The organism is Pengzhenrongella phosphoraccumulans (assembly GCF_045689905.1).
Lineage (GTDB): Bacteria > Actinomycetota > Actinomycetes > Actinomycetales > Cellulomonadaceae > Pengzhenrongella > Pengzhenrongella phosphoraccumulans.
Genome location: NZ_CP144210.1, coordinates 1,124,370 through 1,141,815, shown reverse-complemented (window position 1 = coordinate 1,141,815; position 17,446 = coordinate 1,124,370). Strand labels below are relative to the sequence as shown.

Sequence of the window (17,446 nt, the reverse complement as noted above, 5' to 3'; positions counted from 1 at the left end):
GATCGCTCCTTGGAGTGTGCGGGCCTTGCAGACATTCTTGCGGATGTCGCACTTACGCATACGTAGGTTACTGCACCGTAGGTACGCGTCGGTGAGGACTCGCGCGGGCTGGCGCCCCGCGCGCGCGGTAGCGTGACCTCACTTGTTCCCCCGTTTGGAAGGTCACCCGCGTGCACCTGCCCCATCCGCTGTACGGGCTCTACGAGCGCCGTCTGGCGGCGTCGCTGCCGCGCGAGGTGATCCCCCGGCACGTCGGGGTCATCCTGGACGGGAACCGGCGGTGGGCGCGGTCCTTCGGTGAACCGGCCTCGACCGGGCACAAGCGCGGTGCGGACAAGATCACCGAGCTGCTGGCCTGGTCCGAAGAGGTCGGGGTCGAGGTCGTCACGCTGTGGATGCTGTCCACCGACAACCTGGGCCGCAACCCGGAAGAGCTCGCGGAGCTCGTCTCGATCATCACCGATGCGGTGTGCCATCTGGCCGACACGGGTCGCTGGCGTCTCCAGGTCATGGGTGACCTCGATCTGCTCCCCGCGGTCGCTGCCGAGCAGCTGCGCGCCGCCGAGAAGCGCACCGGCGACGTCACGGGGCTGCACGTCAACGTCGCCATCGGCTACGGCGGGCGGCACGAGATCGCGGACGCCTTCCGGTCGCTGCTGCGGGAGGAGGTCGACAAGGGCACCTCGCTCGAGGCCCTCGCCGAGTCGTTCGACGTCGACCAGATCGCCGACCACCTCTACACCAAGGGTCAGCCCGACCCCGAGCTCGTCATCCGGACCTCCGGCGAGCAGCGCCTGGGCGGCTTCCTGCTGTGGCAGAGCGCGCACTCGGAGTTCTACTTCTGCGAGGCCTACTGGCCCGACTTCCGGCGGGTCGACTTCCTCCGGGCGCTGCGCGCGTTCGCCGAGCGCGAGCGACGCCTCGGCCGCTGATTTCTCCTCGCCAGGGGTCGCATTCGGCAAACGCCGCGCCAACGAATCTCCTGCCCGGATGAACATCAGAATTCCCGCCTGCGTGTCGCTTCTCCCGGAACCGACCCCGGCGTAACCTCCCGCGGTAACGGACGGCACCAGCCGCCCCGCGGGAGGTCAGCCCATGGAGCACCTGCTCCCGGGGGAGGGCCGGATCCGGCCCTCATGGCCGACCGACCCCCACCCAGTCGCCGACGAACGGCACAACGCCGGTCCGAGGTAGCGAGAACGGCGCGCAGGCGCCGGAGGGAGCACGTCGTGGTCACTGACGCACCGAGCCAGGACACCACCCGTACCGCGGACGCCCAGGGCGTCGCGAACGGTTTTGACGGCCGCAGGACGTACGTCCTCGACACCTCCGTGCTGTTGTCCGACCCGCGCGCGATCCTGCGGTTCAAGGAGCATGACGTCGTCCTGCCGGTCGTGGTCATCACCGAGCTCGAGGCCAAGCGGCACCATGCCGAGCTGGGGTACTTCGCCCGCTCGGCGCTGCGCCTGCTGGACGACCTGCGGATCGAGCACGGCCGGCTCGACGAGCCCCTGCCGATCGGCGACGAGGGCGGCACGCTGCACGTCGAGCTGAACCACACCAGTGCCGATCAGCTCCCCGTCGGCTTCCGGCTCGGCGAGAACGACAACCGGATCCTCGCCGTCGCCAAGAACCTCGCCCTCGAGGGACGCGACGTGACCCTGGTGTCCAAGGACCTGCCGATGCGGGTCAAGGCGTCCGCCGTCGGGCTGCGGGCCGAGGAGTACCGGGCCGAGCTCGCGGTGGACTCCGGCTGGACCGGGATGGACGAGCTGGCCATCTCCGAGGCGCAGATGGCCGCTACGTGGGAGCACGAGGCGATCGATCTCGCGGAGGTCGAGGGTGCCTCGGCGCGGGGGCTGCTGTGCCACACGGGGCTGGTGCTGCGCTCGCCCCGCGGGTCGGCGCTCGGGCGGGTCACCGCGGACAAGCACGTGCAGCTCGTGCGCGGGGACCAGGACGTGTTCGGGCTGCACGGGCGCAGCGCCGAGCAGCGGATCGCCATCGACCTGCTGCTCGACCCGGAGATCGGCATCGTGTCGCTCGGTGGCCGGGCCGGGACCGGCAAGTCGGCGCTCGCCCTGTGCGCCGGCCTCGAGGCTGTGCTCGAGCGGCGACAGCACCGCAAGGTGATGGTCTTCCGCCCGCTGTATGCGGTGGGCGGTCAGGACCTCGGCTACCTGCCCGGCGATGCGTCGGACAAGATGGGGCCGTGGGCCCAGGCGGTCTTCGACACGCTCGAGGCCGTCGTCTCCAAGGAGGTCGTCGAGGAGGTCATGGACCGCGAGCTGCTCGAGGTCCTGCCGCTCACCCACATCCGCGGCCGCTCGCTCCACGACGCGTTCGTGATCGTCGACGAGGCGCAGTCGCTCGAGCGGAACGTGCTGCTCACGGTCCTGTCCCGGATCGGGCAGAGCTCGCGCGTGGTCCTCACGCACGACGTCGCGCAGCGCGACAACCTGCGCGTCGGCCGGCACGACGGCGTCGCGGCTGTCATCGAGGCGCTCAAGGGTCACCCGCTGTTCGCCCACGTCACCCTGACCCGCTCGGAACGCTCGCCGGTGGCCGCCCTGGTCACCGAGATGCTGGAGGGCATAGAGGTCTAGAGCCGGTCAAGAACTACTAAATGGGAAGTAGTGACGGCCGATAAGGCAGGCATCAGAGTCGGCGGGTACAGGGGGCCCGCCGGCTCTTGCTGCACCTTGGCCACAATGACTCGACCCAGGAGTTCTCATGCGATCCAGCGACCCCGCCCGGCGTTCGGCACGAAAGGGGTTGCGGGCGCAGCTCGTGGCCATGGGAGCCGGCGCGGTCGTGGTGACGGCGGTGCTCCTGACCGCGGTCGGCGGGGTGCAGACCGGGAGCCTGGCGCAGCGGGCGCGGTCCCAGGTCGACACCCTCAACGACGCGTCCGTGACCCAGACCCTCGCGCAGTCGGTTGACCTCGTGCAGACGCAGGTCGCGACCGTGACGGACCGCATGGAGGCGTCGCTGCGCGTGGCCGAGCAGGTCGTCGCTGCGCGCGGCGCCGTCGCCTTCGGGGTGCCGTCCCGTGGACCGCGGTCGATCAGACCACCCAGGAGTCGCACCCGGTCGAGCTTCCTCGGTTGACCATCGGCGGCGAGTGGCTCGGCCAGAACGCTGACCTTGCCGTGCCGACGCCCGTGGTCGACGAGGTCGCAGGGCTGCTCGGGACCGCCGTGACCATCTTCCAGCGCATCGGCGGCTCGGACGACCTGCTCCGCGTCGCGACGAGCGTGCCGAGCGCGAAGGGCACCCGAGCGATCGGTACCTATATCCCCGCGACGGCGGCGGACGGCACGCCGAACCCGGTCGTGGCCGCCGTGCTCGCGGGTTCGGTGTTCTACGGGACCGCGCAGGTCGTCGGCCAGACCTACGTCACCGGCTACGCCCCCCTGGTCGTGGCCGGGGACGTCGTCGGGGCGCTCTTCGTCGGGATCCCCCAGCAGGATGTCGACGCCCCGCTTCGCGCCGCCCTGGGGCGGATCACGGTGGGCAGCGAGGGCTACCTCACGGTCGTCGACGCCAAGGGGGCGTACATCGTGGCTCCACCCGGCGGCACCGAGGGCTCGTCGGCGCTGGACGCCGTCGACGCGGCGGGGAACGCGTACGCGCAGGGCCTCATCGACGCCTCTGCTGGTCTGGCCGCCGACGCGACCGCGAAGGTCCGGGTCCGGCTCGGCGAGGGTGACGGCGGCGCGGCCACGGTGCGCCTGAGCCGCTACGCACCGTGGGGCTGGACGTTGGCCGCCTGGGGTTTCGACGCGGACCTCAACGCCGTCCCGGACAGCCTCTCGGCGGGTTCGAGCGCCCTCGTGCGCAATCTGCTGCTGATCGGCCTCGCCGTGACCGTCGTGGCGGGCGCCGTCGTCGTCTGGTTGTCGGGTCGGATCGTGGCCCGGGTGGGACAGCTGACCCGGGCGCTGCGACAGGTCGCAGACCGGGACCTGTCGGTCGAGCTGACGGCTCAGGGCGCGGACGAGATCGGCACGATGAGCGTCGCGCTGCAGGACGCGATCGGCGGCATGCACTCCGCCGTCGTGCGGATGCAGACCAGCGCGGAAGAGGTCCGGGCCACCGCGGACGGGATCGACTCCTCCAGCGGGAAGCTCGAGGCGATGGCGGGCGAGGCGTCGTTGCGGGCAGGCAGCGCGGCGCAGAGCGCGTCCGTGGTGAGCGAGGAGCTGCAGGCCGTCACCGTGGCGATGACCGAGATGCGGGCCTCGATCGAGTCGGTCGCGCAGGACGTCGCGGCGGCCTCCGGGCAGGCGGCCACCGCCGTCGTCGTGACGGCTGAGGCGGCGGTCGCGGCCACCCGGCTCGGGAGGTCGTCCGCCCAGATCGCCGAGGTGCTCGCGACGGTGACGCAGATCGCGGGGCAGACGAACCTGCTCGCGCTGAATGCCGCGATCGAGGCGGCCCGCGCGGGGGAGGCGGGCCGGGGCTTCGCGGTGGTCGCGGGGGAGGTCAAGGGGCTCGCCCAGAAGACCGCGGGAGCCATCGACACCATCGGCCCGGTGCTCGCGGCTGTCGAGCGCGACGCCGCCGATGTGCGCGCCGCGATCCAGCGGATCTCCGAGTCGATCAGCGTGGTCGACGAGCACCAGTCCTCGATCGCTGCGGTGATCGAGGAGCAGACCGTGACCACGGGGGAGATCGAGCGCAACCTGATGGTTGCCGCGGACAGCTCGATCGACATCGCCTCGAGCGTGAGCCAGGTCGCAGATGCCTCGGTCCACACGTCGGACACGGTCCGACAGGTGCGCCAGGCGGTCGCCGACCTCGGCCGAGTAGCCACCGAACTGACCAACGGCGTCCAAGAATTCACACTCACCCACCACTAACGTCCGCGCCCTGCCCCCGAACTCGGAGGTTTCGCGCGAACTAGGACACCCGGGTGTCCTAGTTCGACGCCAACCTCCGAGTTCGGCGAAGGGTGGGAGGGGGTGGGGAGGGGTTACGGGCGCGGGGGGCGGGTCATGGACATGACGTCCAGGGCCTTGTCCAGGTCCGCGTGGGTGAGTTCGCCGCGGTCGACGAAGCCGAGGGCGATGACCGCGTCGCGGACCGTGACGCCGTGCTTGACGGCGTACTTGGCGACCTTGGCGGCGGACTCATAGCCGATCACGCGGTTGAGCGGCGTCACGATCGCCGGCGAGGACTCCGCCAGCGCGCGCGCCCGCTCGACGTTCGCCTGGATGCCGCTCACGGTCTTGTCCGCGAGCAGCGTCGAGGCGCTCGTGAGCAGACGGATCGACTCGAGCACGCCGAGCGCGATCACCGGGATCTGCACGTTGAGCTCGAACGAGCCGCTCGCGCCCGCCCACGCGACGGTCGCGTCGTTGCCGATCACGCGCGCGGCGACCATGAGGACCGCCTCCGGGATCACGGGGTTGACCTTGCCGGGCATGATCGACGAGCCGGGCTGCAGGTCGGGGATCGCGATCTCGCCGAGCCCGGTGTTCGGGCCCGACCCCATCCAGCGCAGGTCGTTGCAGATCTTGGTCAGGCTCACGGCCACGCTGCGCAGCGCGCCGGACAACTCGACGAGCCCGTCGCGTCCACCCTGCGCCTCGAAGTGGTCGCGCGCCTCGGTCAGCGGCAGGTGGGTGTCCTCGACGAGGAGCGCGATGACCCGCTGCGGGAAGCCCGCGGGGGTGTTGATGCCGGTGCCCACGGCGGTCCCGCCCAGGGGGACCTCGGCGGCGCGCGGGAGGGCGGACTGCACGCGCTCGACGCCGTACCGGATCGCGGCGGCGTACCCGCCGAACTCCTGCCCGAGCGTGACCGGGGTCGCGTCCATGAGGTGCGTGCGGCCGGACTTCACGACGTCGGCGAACTCGAGCGCCTTGTGCTCGAGCGCGGCGGCGAGGTGCTCGAGTGCCGGCACCAGATCCTGCACGACGCCGGCCGTGGCCGCCACGTGCACCGACGTCGGGAACACGTCGTTCGAGGACTGCGACGCGTTGACGTGGTCGTTGGGGTGCACGTCCCGGCCGAGATGGCGCGTGGCGAGCGTCGCGATGACCTCGTTGGCGTTCATGTTCGAGCTCGTGCCCGAGCCGGTCTGGAAGATGTCGATCGGGAAGTGCGCGTCGTGCGCGCCGCCGGCGACCTCGTCGCAGGCGTCGACGATGGCGGCCGCGATGTCGCCGTCGAGCACCCCGAGCTCGGCGTTGGCCCGCGCGGCGGCCTTCTTGATGCGGGCGAGCGCCTCGATGTGGCTGCGTTCGAGCCGCGTGCCGGAGATCGGGAAGTTCTCGACCGCGCGCTGGGTCTGGGCGCGGTAGAGCGCGTCGGCGGGCACACGCACCTCGCCCATCGTGTCGTGCTCGATCCGGAACGCTGGCTCGGTGGTGGTGGTCGGGGTGACGGCGTTGTCGGTCATGGGGTCATCGTGCCGCACGGGCCGGTGGCTCGTCGTCGAACCGGCTGACCGGGCAGTGAGCCTCGCGTCACTCGCCGATGTCGCCGACCGACTCCACCAGCGAGACCCGGCCGTCCGCGAGCGTGTACTCCACGCCCACGATCGCGCACCGGCCCGCCGCGATCGCCTCGGACAGCCCGGCGGAGTAGCTCTGCAGCATCTGGACCGTGTGCCGGGTGTGCTCGCGACCGAGCGTCTCCGCGTCGAGCGAGGCGATCCCGCCGATCCCGCCGACGCCCAGGCCCACGATGCTCGGGATGACGCGGTCGACGATCGCGCGCACGAAGCCACGCGGCAGCACGCCCGTGGTCAGGGCGGCGGTGGCGGCCGCGACAGCGCCGCACCGGTCGTGCGCGAGGACGACGACGAGCGGCGCCGCGAGCAGGTCGACCCCGTACTCGATCGAGCCGACGACCGTCGTGTCGAGCACGTGGCCGGCCGTGCGCACGACGAACAGGTCGCCTAGTCCCTGGTCGAAGACGATCTCGGCGGCCACCCGGGAGTCCGAGCAGCCGAAGATCACCGCGAACGGCTTCTGCTCCTCGCTGACCTCCGTGCGGTGGTCCGCGCTCTGGGACGGGTGCTCCATCTGCCCGGAGACGAACCGTGCGTTGCCGGCGCGGAGTGTCGCCCAGGCGGCGGCGGGTGTGGGTTGGTCTGCCATGCGGGCATCCTGGCAGACGGCGTGGGTGCGGGGCGCGGCGGTCCGCGAACTACTCACGATGACGACGACGCACTGATACCCTGGGGGGTATGCAACTCTGCCGCAGCGCCACCGCCCTGATCCTGGCCGCCGTCATCGGTATCGGCGGGTTGTCCGCCTGCTCCGGCGGGTCCGACGCCGTCACGGCGGTCGCGCCGTCGGACGCCGTCGCGGTCATGGCAGAGCCCGGTGTCGCAGTGCTGGACGTCCGGACCCCTGCCGAGTTCGCCACCGGGCATCTGGCGGGCGCCGTCAACGTCGACCTCGAGGGCGGTGAGTTCGACCAGCAGGTCGCCGATCTGCCGAAGGACACGACCTACGTCGTGTACTGCCGGTCTGGCAACCGCTCGGGGGTGGCGACGAAGCAGCTCGCCGAGCTCGGGTTCACCGACGTGTACGACATCCAGGGCGGCATCGTCGCGTGGCAGGCCGGCGGAGGCGCGGTCGTCACCGACTGAACGTGGGCCGCCTACTGGGGTCGTCGCGCGGAGGCGCTCAGATCAGCTCGGCAGTCCACGGCGGGTTCGCCCCGGCGCGCGAGACGGTGATCGCCGCGATCCGGGCCGACCGTTCGAGGATGCTCGTGAGCGTCGCCGCGTCGATCGCGCCGAGGTCGGCGCGCCGGGCGGCACCGAGCAGCCCGGCCGTCCACAGCCCGTCGATCAGGCCGGACATGAACGAGTCGCCCGCACCGACGGTATCGGCCACGGGCACGGTCCGGGCCGGGACCTCGACGTGCACCCCGCCGGAGGTCACGGCGATGACGCCGTCACCGCCCCGGGTCACGACGATCAGGCCGGGGCCGGCGGTGGCCCACTTCGCGGCGACCTCGATGAGCGCGACCCCGGGCTCGAGCCAGGCGAGGTCCTCGTCGCTGACCTTGACCACGTCGGCGAGCTCGACCAGGCGCGCGACCAGCGGGCGTGTGTGCTCGGCGGTGCCCAGCAGCGCCGGCCGGACGTTGGGGTCGTACGTCACGGTCGACTGCTCGCGCGCGTCCTCGAGCAGGCGCAGCACGGCCTCGCCGCCGGGTGCCAGGGCCGCGCCGATCGTGCTGGAGTGCACGACGACGACGTCGGCCGGCAGCGCGGCCCCCGCGGGGACCTGCCAGTCGAGGTCGAACGTGTAGGTCGCGGCGCCGGTCGCGTCGAGCGTGGCGATCGCGACGGAGGTCGAGTCCGCACCGTCGCTCCCGGGCAGGATGTGCACGGCGGAGTCCTCGAGGTGCCGGCGCACGAGCTTGCCGTGCGCATCCGGCGCGAACCAGGTCAGCAGGTCGACGGTCCGGCCCAGGCGGCCGAGGCCGATCGCGACGTTCGCCGGGCTGCCGCCCACGTGGTCCTCGACGCCGCCGTCGAGCTGGCGAACGACGTCGACCAGGGCCTCGCCGACCACGAGCGCACGCGGCGCGCTGCTGGGGCGAGAGCTGGTGCTCGTGCCAGGTGTCGTTCCGGGTGTGTGGGTCATGAGCCGGCCTCCTCGTCGGTTCCGACGGTGACCGTGCGGGCCGTCGCCAAGCGTTCGCGTGCGCCGTCGAGCCACTGCTGGCAGCGGGCGGCGAGCGCCTCACCGCGCTCCCAGAGCACGAGGGACTCCTCGAGGGTGGCGCCGCCGGCCTCGAGCCGGGCGACCACGGAGACGAGCTCGTCCCGGGCCTGCTCATAGCTCAGGGCGGCGAGTGAGTCGTCGGGCGTCGAGTCAGTGGTCGTCTTTGGCACGGGGCAAGAATACGCACGGCGAACCGACGTCGAACGCCGGTCAGCGGGACGGGGCGACCGTGGCGGCGACCTCGCCGCGTGCCACCCGGATCCGCAGGGCCTCGCCCGCGGTGACGTCGGCTGGGTCGCGCACGACGGCGCCGTCGGCCCGCTGCACGACGGCGTAGCCCCGGTCGAGGGTCGCCGCGGGCGACAGGGCGCGCAGCTGGGCGGCGAGCTGGGCGGTCTGCCCGGTCGACCGCGCCAGCCAGACCTCGAGCGCCCGCCGACCGGCCTCGCGCCGCTGCCGCACCTCGAGCTCGCGTGCGTCGACCATCGACTCCGGGGCGGCGAGCACGGGGCGCGACCGCGTGGCGTCGAGCCCGGCCTGCTCGCGGCCGACCAGGTGCACGACGGCCGACCGGATGCGGGTGCGCGCCTGCGTCAGGCGGGTCCGCTCCTCGGTCACGTCGGGCACGATCCGCTTGGCGGCGTCGGTCGGGGTCGAGGCGCGGTAGTCCGCGACCAGGTCGAGCAGCGGCGTGTCGGTCTCGTGGCCGATGGCGCTCACGAGCGGGGTCCGGCACGCGGCCGCGGCCCGCACCAGGGTCTCGTTGCTGAACGGCAGCAGGTCCTCGACGGCCCCGCCGCCGCGGGCCACGACGATGACCTCCACCCGCGGGTCGGCATCGAGCTCGGCGATCGCGGCGCTCACCTGGGGGACCGCGCCGACCCCCTGGACGGCGACCTCGCGGATCTCGAACCGGACCTGGGGCCAGCGGGCCTGCGCGTTGACGACGACGTCGTGCTCGGCCTTGGACTCGCGCCCGCAGATGAGCCCGACCACGGCCGGCAGGAACGGCAGCGGGACCTTGCGGGCGACGTCGAACAGACCCTCGGCGGCCAGGACCCGCTTGAGGTGCTCGATCCGGGCGAGCAGCTCACCGACGCCGACGGCGCGCAGATCGTCTGCCTGCAGCTGCAGGGTGCCGCGCTTGGTCCAGAACGTCGGCTTCGCATGCACGACGACGTGCGACCCCTCGGCGAGCGGCATCGTCACGGCGTCGAGCACGCGCGAGTACACCGAGACCGGCAGGGACATGTCGGCGTCGCTGTCGCGCAGCGTGAGGAAGGCCATGCCCGCGCCGGGCCGTCGGTTGAGCTGCACGATCTGGCCCTCGACCCACACCGGCGACATCTTGGCGACGTAGTCGGCCATCTTCGCCGACAGCAGCCGCACGGGCCACGGGTGCTCGGGGCTGGTGTCGAGCGCGCGCGCCGGCAGGGGAGCGGCGGGCGTTGCGGGGGCGGAACTGGTCGGATCCTCGGCGGTCACCCGGCCAGGGTGCCACGTACCATGGCGGGCGTGTCTGAGCAGCGCAAGAGAGTCCTCCTGGCAGCCCCGCGCGGGTACTGCGCAGGCGTCGACCGTGCAGTGATCGCCGTGGAGAAGGCGCTCGAGCACTACGGGGCGCCCGTGTACGTCCGCAAGGAGATCGTCCACAACAAGTTCGTCGTCGAGACGCTGGCCGCCCGCGGGGCCGTCTTCGTCAACGACACCACCGAGGTGCCCGAGGGTGCGCGCGTGGTGTTCTCGGCGCACGGCGTCTCCCCGGCCGTGCTCGCCGCCGCCGCGGCCCGCTCGCTGCAGACCATCGACGCGACCTGCCCGCTGGTCACCAAGGTGCACAAGGAGGCCGTCCGGTTCGCCTCGGACGACTACGACATCCTGCTCATCGGGCACACCGGTCACGAGGAGGTCGAGGGCACCCTCGGCGAGGCGCCCGAGCACATCCAGGTCGTGGAGTCGCCCGAGGACGTGGCGAACGTGACCGTTCGCGACCCGGAGAAGCTGATCTGGATCTCTCAGACGACCCTGTCGGTCGACGAGACGATGGAGACGGTCCGTCTGCTCCGCGAGCGGTTCCCCTCGCTGCAAGATCCGCCGAGCGACGACATCTGCTACGCAACCCAGAACCGGCAGGTCGCGGTCAAGAAGCTCGCCCCCGAGTGCGACGTCGTGATCACCGTCGGGTCGGCGAACTCGTCCAACTCGGTCCGGCTCGTCGAGGTCGCCCTCGACGCGGGCGCCCGCGCGTCCTACCGCGTCGACACCGCCGCCGAGGTCGACCCGGCGTGGCTCGACGGCGCGTTCACCGTCGGGGTCACCTCCGGCGCCTCGGTGCCGGAGATCCTCGTGCGCGACGTCCTCGAGCTGCTTGCGGGCCTGGGGTACGACGACGTGCAGGAGGTGCGCACCGCGACGGAGGACCTGATGTTCTCCCTGCCGAAGGAGCTGCGGACCGACCTCAAGGCGGCCGGCACCCCGGTCCCGCGCCTGCGCCGCGGCGCGCGCCCCGAGCTGTCGGTCGAGCCCCTCTAGCCCGACGTCCGCGCGGCGTCGGACCGGGGGATGTCCAGCGCCACGATCTGATCGGTCGCCGAGGCGACGAGCTCCGGCGCGCTCACCGCGCTGAGCTGCGGGTTCACCGGGGGTGGGGTCGGCAGGTCGCCGTCGACCACCTTGAGGTCGGCGAACCGGCGCGCGCTGACGAGCACCCGGGTCTCGAGCGACGAGACGGTCTGGTTGTACGCGCCGGCCGCGCTGTCGAGCGCGCGGCCCAGCTTCGCGAGGTGGCTGCCCAGCGTGGCGATGCGGCCGTGGAGCTCCTTGCCGAGCGTGAGCACCTGCTGCGCGTTCGCGGCGAGGGCGTCCTGCCGCCACGCGTACGCCACGGTGCGCAGCAGCGCGATCAAAGTCATGGGCGTCGCGACGATCACGTTGCGCTCGAACGCGTACTCGAAGATGCTCGCGTCCTGCTCGAGGGCCGCGTGGAAGAAGGCCTCGGCCGGCACGAACATCACGACGAACTCGGGGGCCGGGGCGAACTGGTCCCAGTACCGCTTGGTGGCGAGGTCGTCGATGTGCTTGCGGAAGTGCCGCGCGTGCGCGGCGAGCCGCGTGGCGCGGACGGTCTCGTCGGTCGCCTGCGTCGCGTCCAGGTAGCCCAGGAACGCGACCTTCGCGTCGACGACGATGTTCTTGCCGCCCGAGAGCTTGACGATCATGTCGGGGCGAAGCAGCCCGTCGTCGGTCCGGACCTGGTCCTGCTCGACGAAGTCGACGTGCTCGACCATGCCCGCCGCCTCGACCACGCGACGCAGCTGGATCTCGCCCCACCGTCCCCGGACCTGGGACGAGCGCAGCGCCGTGACCAGCTGGCTCGTCTCGGTGCGCAGCAGGTCCGACGACTCACGCATCGCCCGCACCTGCTCGCCGAGCGCCGCCGTGCCCGACAGCCGGGACTTCTCGGCATTGGTCATCTCGGTCTTGACCTGGTCCAGGGTGCGGGTGAGCGGCTCGACGAGCTGGCGGACGGCCTCCTCGCGCTTGGCCAGCTCCGAGAACTGGGTCTGCTGGCTGGCTGCCAGGCGCTGGTCGGCGAGCGCAAGGAACTGCTCGTTGTTGGTCGCGAGCGCGTCGGCGGCCAGAGCCCGGAACTGGTCGGTCAGCCGTGTCTGGTCGGCCTGCAGCGACCGGATGCGTTCGGTCCCGGCGGACCGCTCGGCCTCGAGCTGGGCGCGCAACGAGGCCGCCCGGACCTGCGCGGCGCCGACCCGGGCGGCGGCCAGCGTCCAGCCCGCGAGCCCACCGAGGAGCAGCGCGCCGACGACGAGGATCAGGACGGTCGAAAGGGTCATACCCGAACGGTGCCACGAGCCACCGACACCCTGACCTGGTGCGCGGGTGCCGGCAGCCCCCGCCGACCGGGCTAACCTGCGCAGATGACGTCCGGAACCGTGTCGACGCAGCACGACGCCCCCCTGCCCGCCGTCGTCCCGCCCGCCCTGGCGGTGCGCGGGCTCTGGAAGCGGTTCGGCGTGAAGATCGCCGTGAGCGACCTCCCCCTGGACGTCCCGGTCGGCTCGTTCTACGGGCTGGTGGGCCCCAACGGTGCGGGCAAGACCACCGCGCTGTCCATGGCCACCGGCCTGCTGCGCCCCGACTTCGGCCAGGTGTGGGTGCACGGCCAGGACCTGTGGGCCGCGCCGGCAAACGTCAAGAGCATGCTCGGCGTGCTGCCCGACGGCGTGCGGCTCTTCGACCGGCTGACCGGCTCCCAGCTGATCACCTACTCCGGCCTGCTGCGTGGCCTGGACCGGGACACCGTCGCGACGCGTGCGGCCGACCTGCTGCGCGCCCTCGACCTCACGGCCGACGCGAACAACCTGGTCGTGGACTACTCCGCGGGGATGACCAAGAAGGTGGCCCTGGCCTGCGCGCTCGTGCACGCGCCCCGGCTGCTCGTGCTCGACGAGCCGTTCGAGGCCGTCGACCCCGTCTCGGCCGCGAACATCCGGGACATCCTCACGACCTACGTGCGCGAGGGCGGCGGGACCGTCATCGTCTCGTCGCACGTGATGGACCTCGTCCAGCGGATGTGCGACCACGTCGCGGTCATCGCGGCCGGCCGCGTGCTCGCCGCGGGCACGGTCGACGCGGTCCGCGGGGACGGCACGCTCGAGGACCGGTTCGTGGAGCTCGTCGGCGGACGCTCGACGGGGGAGGGCCTGGCGTGGTTGCACACCTCCTGAGGCTCAAGCTCACCCTGCTGCGCAACGGCCTGCGCCGGAGCGTGTGGCAGACGATCGGGCTCGCGTTCGCCGCGCTCTACGCGCTCGGCGCCATCGCGCTGGCGATCCCCGGCCTGGCCTTCCTCGGCCGGTCCGACGCCGACGTGGTGGCCACCGTTCTCGTCCTCGCCGGATCGGTGCTGGTCCTGGCGTGGTGGATCCTGCCGCTGGTGGCCTTCGGGGTGGACGCCACCCTCGACCCCGCCCGGTTCGTGACCTTCGCGATCCCGCGCCGAGAGCTCCTCACCGGCTTGGCCCTGAGCGGGCTGGTGGGCATCCCCGGCCTGGCGACCGCCGTCGTCGTGCTGGCCTCGGTCCTGGCGTGGTGGCGCCATCCGGCGGTGGCCCTGGTCGCGCTGCCGTGCGCCGTGCTCAGCCTCGCGACGGCGATCGTCGGCTCGCGGGCCACGACGACGGCGCTGGCCGGGTTCGTCGGACGGCGCCGGTACCGCGAGTTCCTCACGATCGCGATGATCGTGCCCCTCTTTCTGCTCGGTCCGCTCCTGAGCGGCCTCACCTCCGGGCTGGCATCGGGCGCCGAGTCGATGCCGACCGCGGCCCGGATCATGGGGTGGCTGCCGTGGGGCGCGGCGTGGGCGATCCCGGCCGACGTCGAGGCGGGTGCGTGGGGCGCCGCGGGGCTCAAGCTCCTGATCGCCGTCGGGACCCTCGTCGTGCTCGTGGCGATCTGGGACCGGGCGCTGGCGCACGCGCTCGTCACGCCGGCGTCGTCGGGAGCCCCGCGAACCGCGCGAGGTCGCGGTCTCGGGGCGTTCGCCCGGATGCCCGCGACCCCGACGGGTGCGGTCACCGCCCGCTGCCTGACCTACTGGGTGCGGGACCCGCGCTACGCGGCCGGCGTCGTCGTCGTGCCCCTGCTGCCCGTCCTGCTGTACTTCTCGACCGGCGGGCACATCACCGGCGCGGTCCTGTTCACCGGGCCGATCGCCGCCTTTCTGCTGGGGTGGACCATCTCGGCTGACGTCGCGTACGACGGCACCGCGTTCTGGATGCACGTGGCCGCACCGATCAGCGGCCGCGTGGACCGCACGGGACGGGTCCTGGCCGTTGCCCTGATCGCGGTGCCCGTGACGCTCGTGCTCGTGGTCGCCTCCGTCCTGGTGACCGGTCGCGTCGAGGCGCTGCCCGCGGTGCTGGGCGCGAGCCTCGGGCTGCTGCTCACGGCGCTGGGCTGCTCGAGCGTGGTCTCGGCGCGGGTGGTCTACCAGGTGCCCCTGGCCGGTCAGAACCCGTTCGCGTCGCAGCAGGGGGCGTCCATGGCGGCCACCGCGTCCCAGCTGGTCGGGTGGGGTGTGGTCCTCGGGCTGTGCTTGCCGGTGATCGCGCTCGCGGGGTTCTCGGTGGGGACGGGGTCGATCCTGCTCGGGCTGGCCGCGCTGGTCGTGGGTATCGCCGGGGGCGGCGCGGCGCTCGCGGTCGGGATCCGGTCCGGCAGCCGCACGCTCGACCGGACCGCTCCGGAGCTGCTCTCGCGGATGGTCTCGTACAGCTGATCGACGTCTCGGCGCAGGCGCTCGCCTCGCCGGGGCGACCCAGCGCCGGGACACGCCCCGTAGACTTGACGGCCGTGGCTCTCACTATCGGCATCGTCGGCCTGCCCAACGTCGGCAAGTCCACCCTCTTCAACGCCCTGACCCGTGCGCAGGTTCTCGCCGCGAACTACCCGTTCGCGACGATCGAGCCGAACGTCGGCGTGGTCCCGCTCCCGGACCCGCGCCTGGCCCAGCTCGCGAAGATCTTCAGCAGCGAGCGCATCCTGCCCGCCACGGTGTCCTTCGTGGACATCGCGGGCATCGTGCGCGGCGCGAGCGAGGGGGAGGGGCTCGGCAACAAGTTCCTCGCCAACATCCGCGAGGCCGAGGCGATCTGCCTGGTCACCCGCGCGTTCGCCGATCCCGACGTCATCCACGTCGAGGGCAAGGTCTCGCCGAAGGACGACATCGAGACCATCAACACCGAGCTGATCCTCGCCGACCTGCAGACCCTCGAGAAGGCGATCCCGCGCCTCGAGAAGGAGGTCCGCGGCAAGAAGGCCCCCCAGGAGCTGCTCGACACGGCGATCGGTGCGCAGAAGCTGCTCGAGGCCGGCACGACGCTCGCCCAGGGCGCCGCGGGCGCGCGCCTCGACCCGGACCGCGTCGCCGAGCTGCAGCTCATGACCTCCAAGCCGTTCATCTACGTCTTCAACACCGACGACGCCGGCCTGGCCGACACCGCGATGCAGGACGAGCTGCGCACGCTGGTCGCGCCGGCCGATGCGATGTTCCTCGACGCCAAGTTCGAGGCCGAGCTCGTCGAGCTCGAGCCCGACGAGGCCGCCGAGATGCTCGCCGAGAGCGGCCAGGGCGAGCCCGGCCTGGAGCAGCTCGCGCGGGTCGGCTTCCACACGCTCGGTCTGCAGACCTACCTCACGGCCGGGCCCAAGGAGACGCGCGCCTGGACCATCCACCGCGGCTGGACCGCCCCGCAGGCGGCCGGCGTCATCCACACCGACTTCCAGCGCGGCTTCATCAAGGCCGAGGTCATCGGCTTCGAGGATCTGCTCGAGACCGGCTCGATCGTCGCGGCCCGCGCGGCCGGCAAGGCCCGCATCGAGGGCAAGGACTACGTGATGGCCGACGGCGACGTGGTGGAGTTCCGCTTCAACGTGTAGCCCTGGTCACCTGCGGTTCTTGGTCCCCAGACCGCCGGGGGAGACCCCACGGGTGCTCGCTGCACGGGACCTCGGCTGGACCGATCAGGTGACACCCCAGTGGGTCACTCACACCGGGTCCTGGACGGCCGATCAGCACAGGTGTCCCGACCCCTGCCGCCGTTCGTCGATGTGCCGGTCGTGGGCGCCGAGCCGGCGTCGCCGGCGATCGGGTCGATCGCCCGCCCGGCGGGGATCGTGCGCAGCGGTTCCCCCGCGCCGACCGCTCTGCGGCTCCTGCGGGACCAGCCCGAGCTGCAGGCTCTGGTCGTCACTGACGAGCCAGATGCCGACACCGTCGGCACGCTGACGCGAGAGCGGTTGAGCCCCGACATGGGTCACGTCTTCGGGTCGGCCTTCCGCAAGGCCCGGCACCTGGTGACGGGCCGTGCGCTTGTGGTCGACGCCGACACCACGGTGCTGACGGCCGCCCGCCAGCTCGCCGGATGCGGCTCGCCCCTGCCGGACCTCGTCGTCCGCGGCGAGGTGTGGGGATGGGTGCCGGCCGCGGAGCTGCTCGGCCACGTGGTCCGCGCCTTCCAGGACGCCGCAGCCGGCGACCCGATCTCCGGGGTCATGAACCGCGACTCCTTGGACCTCACGCTCGAGGCCTGGTGCAACACCATCGTCCACACCACCTACCGTCTGGTCGCCGTCGTGCTGCGGGCCGAGGGGCTGGAGGTCGTCAACGAGATAGCCGGGCGGGCGGCCGGTGACGTCGTCGTCGCCCAGGTGGTCGCGCAGATCGTCAAGGCCGCGCCCGTCGGCGCCTTCGTCGGTCGCGTCGGCGGTGGCGAGATCGTCGTGCTCGGCGTGATGCCGGACACGGCGGCACATCGGGTCGGCTCCGAGGTCGAGACGCTGCGCCAGGTGATCACCACTGCTGCGAACACCCCGACCCAGCTGCCGGCGCACCTGTCCCGCGTGCGCTGGCCCACCGTCCGCTCCGGGGTGTCGGTGTCCGCCCGCGGCAGCGCCGACCCCGAGCAGATCGTCGACGACGCGCGCCTCAACCTCAGGAAGCTGACGGCGGCGCCGGCGCCGCCCCGCCGTCGCGACCCGAACGTCCCCTCGGACCTGAGGCGGTCGACCGAGGAGTCGCGTCGGGCACGAGGTCAGGGCGCCCGCAACCACAAGTTCCTCACCGGCGTCGCAGCGCCGCCCGCTCAGGTCCAGGTCCAGGATGCGGCTCCTGGTTTCCTGGGCGGCCTCGCCGCAGGTCGGTCCGGTTCGGCTTGAGGTTGAAGCCG

At 72.3% G+C, this 17,446-nt stretch carries 16 protein-coding genes; 10 read left to right on the top strand and 6 right to left on the bottom strand.

Annotated features, from left to right (window positions below; translation table 11 throughout):
• The first annotated feature begins 170 nt into the window (after nt 1–170).
• From VTA80_RS05350 to VTA80_RS05335, 4 genes are all read left to right on the top strand, one after another.
• A complete protein-coding gene (locus tag VTA80_RS05350; protein WP_407344366.1) occupies nt 171–932 on the top strand; it encodes an isoprenyl transferase in 762 nt (253 codons plus the stop codon).
• A 399-nt stretch (nt 933–1,331) separates the two neighbouring features.
• A complete protein-coding gene (locus tag VTA80_RS05345) occupies nt 1,332–2,606 on the top strand; it encodes a PhoH family protein (protein WP_407345697.1) in 1,275 nt (424 codons plus the stop codon).
• Between the two features lie 127 nt (nt 2,607–2,733).
• Nucleotides 2,734–3,111, top strand: a complete 378-nt coding sequence (locus tag VTA80_RS05340) for a hypothetical protein (RefSeq protein ID WP_407344365.1) — start codon at nt 2,734–2,736, stop codon at nt 3,109–3,111.
• A complete protein-coding gene (locus VTA80_RS05335; RefSeq protein ID WP_407344364.1) occupies nt 3,108–4,865 on the top strand; it encodes a methyl-accepting chemotaxis protein in 1,758 nt (585 codons plus the stop codon). Before VTA80_RS05340 ends, VTA80_RS05335 begins: the two co-directional genes overlap by 4 nt.
• 113 nt (nt 4,866–4,978) lie before the next feature.
• Here the strand turns inward: VTA80_RS05335 and VTA80_RS05330 are convergent, their stop codons facing one another.
• Both VTA80_RS05330 and VTA80_RS05325 read right to left on the bottom strand, forming a co-directional pair.
• On the bottom strand, nt 4,979–6,409 hold the full coding sequence (locus tag VTA80_RS05330; RefSeq protein WP_407344363.1) for a class II fumarate hydratase: 1,431 nt from the start codon (nt 6,407–6,409) through the stop codon (nt 4,979–4,981).
• Nucleotides 6,410–6,476: 67 nt separating this feature from the next.
• Nucleotides 6,477–7,112, bottom strand: a complete 636-nt coding sequence (locus tag VTA80_RS05325) for a carbonic anhydrase (RefSeq protein ID WP_407344362.1) — start codon at nt 7,110–7,112, stop codon at nt 6,477–6,479.
• Between the two features lie 89 nt (nt 7,113–7,201).
• Between VTA80_RS05325 and VTA80_RS05320 the strand changes: the two genes are divergently transcribed.
• Nucleotides 7,202–7,609, top strand: coding sequence for a rhodanese-like domain-containing protein (locus tag VTA80_RS05320; protein ID WP_407344361.1), 408 nt, complete (start codon nt 7,202–7,204; stop codon nt 7,607–7,609).
• 37 nt (nt 7,610–7,646) lie between these two features.
• On the opposite strand, the gene VTA80_RS05315 is transcribed toward VTA80_RS05320, so the two are convergent.
• From VTA80_RS05315 to xseA, 3 genes are read right to left on the bottom strand one after another with little or no spacing between them, the layout of a single operon-like run.
• Nucleotides 7,647–8,618 (bottom strand): carbohydrate kinase family protein, encoded by a 972-nt coding sequence (locus tag VTA80_RS05315; protein WP_407344360.1) that lies wholly within the window; start codon nt 8,616–8,618, stop codon nt 7,647–7,649.
• Complete coding sequence (locus tag VTA80_RS05310) at nt 8,615–8,869, bottom strand: exodeoxyribonuclease VII small subunit (protein WP_407344359.1); 255 nt, start codon at nt 8,867–8,869, stop codon at nt 8,615–8,617. Before VTA80_RS05310 ends, VTA80_RS05315 begins: the two co-directional genes overlap by 4 nt.
• A gap of 40 nt (nt 8,870–8,909) precedes the next feature.
• Nucleotides 8,910–10,184, bottom strand: coding sequence for an exodeoxyribonuclease VII large subunit (gene xseA, locus VTA80_RS05305; protein ID WP_407344358.1), 1,275 nt, complete (start codon nt 10,182–10,184; stop codon nt 8,910–8,912).
• A 21-nt stretch (nt 10,185–10,205) separates the two neighbouring features.
• Here xseA and VTA80_RS05300 point away from each other — a divergent pair, with 21 nt between their 5' ends.
• The gene (locus VTA80_RS05300; protein ID WP_407344357.1) at nt 10,206–11,231 is read left to right on the top strand and encodes a 4-hydroxy-3-methylbut-2-enyl diphosphate reductase; all 1,026 of its coding nucleotides are present in this window, start codon (nt 10,206–10,208) and stop codon (nt 11,229–11,231) included.
• Here VTA80_RS05300 and rmuC read toward each other — a convergent pair.
• Nucleotides 11,228–12,550, bottom strand: coding sequence for a DNA recombination protein RmuC (rmuC, locus tag VTA80_RS05295; RefSeq protein ID WP_407344356.1), 1,323 nt, complete (start codon nt 12,548–12,550; stop codon nt 11,228–11,230). The two genes, VTA80_RS05300 and rmuC, sit on opposite strands and share 4 nt — an antisense overlap.
• Nucleotides 12,551–12,634: 84 nt before the next feature.
• On the opposite strand from rmuC, the gene VTA80_RS05290 reads away from it, so the two are divergent.
• From VTA80_RS05290 to VTA80_RS05275, 4 genes are all read left to right on the top strand, one after another.
• Nucleotides 12,635–13,444: an ABC transporter ATP-binding protein gene (locus VTA80_RS05290; RefSeq protein ID WP_407344355.1), complete on the top strand. Its 810-nt coding sequence runs from the start codon at nt 12,635–12,637 to the stop codon at nt 13,442–13,444.
• On the top strand, nt 13,426–14,997 hold the full coding sequence (locus VTA80_RS05285) for a hypothetical protein (RefSeq protein WP_407344354.1): 1,572 nt from the start codon (nt 13,426–13,428) through the stop codon (nt 14,995–14,997). Before VTA80_RS05290 ends, VTA80_RS05285 begins: the two co-directional genes overlap by 19 nt.
• Nucleotides 14,998–15,071: 74 nt before the next feature.
• Nucleotides 15,072–16,157: a redox-regulated ATPase YchF gene (gene ychF, locus VTA80_RS05280; RefSeq protein ID WP_407344353.1), complete on the top strand. Its 1,086-nt coding sequence runs from the start codon at nt 15,072–15,074 to the stop codon at nt 16,155–16,157.
• A gap of 141 nt (nt 16,158–16,298) precedes the next feature.
• Complete coding sequence (locus VTA80_RS05275) at nt 16,299–17,435, top strand: diguanylate cyclase domain-containing protein (RefSeq protein WP_407344352.1); 1,137 nt, start codon at nt 16,299–16,301, stop codon at nt 17,433–17,435.
• Nucleotides 17,436–17,446: the final 11 nt, after the last annotated feature.

What these genes read in the sequence shown, in the direction of transcription:
- VTA80_RS05290 (WP_407344355.1), top strand. Translation starts at nt 12,635, where the DNA reads ATGACGTCCGGAACCGTGTCGACGCAGCACGACGCCCCCCTGCCCGCC.
- VTA80_RS05340 (WP_407344365.1), top strand. Translation starts at nt 2,734, where the DNA reads ATGCGATCCAGCGACCCCGCCCGGCGTTCGGCACGAAAGGGGTTGCGG.
- VTA80_RS05320 (WP_407344361.1), top strand. Translation starts at nt 7,202, where the DNA reads ATGCAACTCTGCCGCAGCGCCACCGCCCTGATCCTGGCCGCCGTCATC.
- VTA80_RS05330 (WP_407344363.1), bottom strand. Translation starts at nt 6,409, where the DNA reads ATGACCGACAACGCCGTCACCCCGACCACCACCACCGAGCCAGCGTTC.
- VTA80_RS05315 (WP_407344360.1), bottom strand. Translation starts at nt 8,618, where the DNA reads ATGACCCACACACCCGGAACGACACCTGGCACGAGCACCAGCTCTCGC.
- VTA80_RS05325 (WP_407344362.1), bottom strand. Translation starts at nt 7,112, where the DNA reads ATGGCAGACCAACCCACACCCGCCGCCGCCTGGGCGACACTCCGCGCC.
- rmuC (WP_407344356.1), bottom strand. Translation starts at nt 12,550, where the DNA reads ATGACCCTTTCGACCGTCCTGATCCTCGTCGTCGGCGCGCTGCTCCTC.
- VTA80_RS05300 (WP_407344357.1), top strand. Translation starts at nt 10,206, where the DNA reads ATGGCGGGCGTGTCTGAGCAGCGCAAGAGAGTCCTCCTGGCAGCCCCG.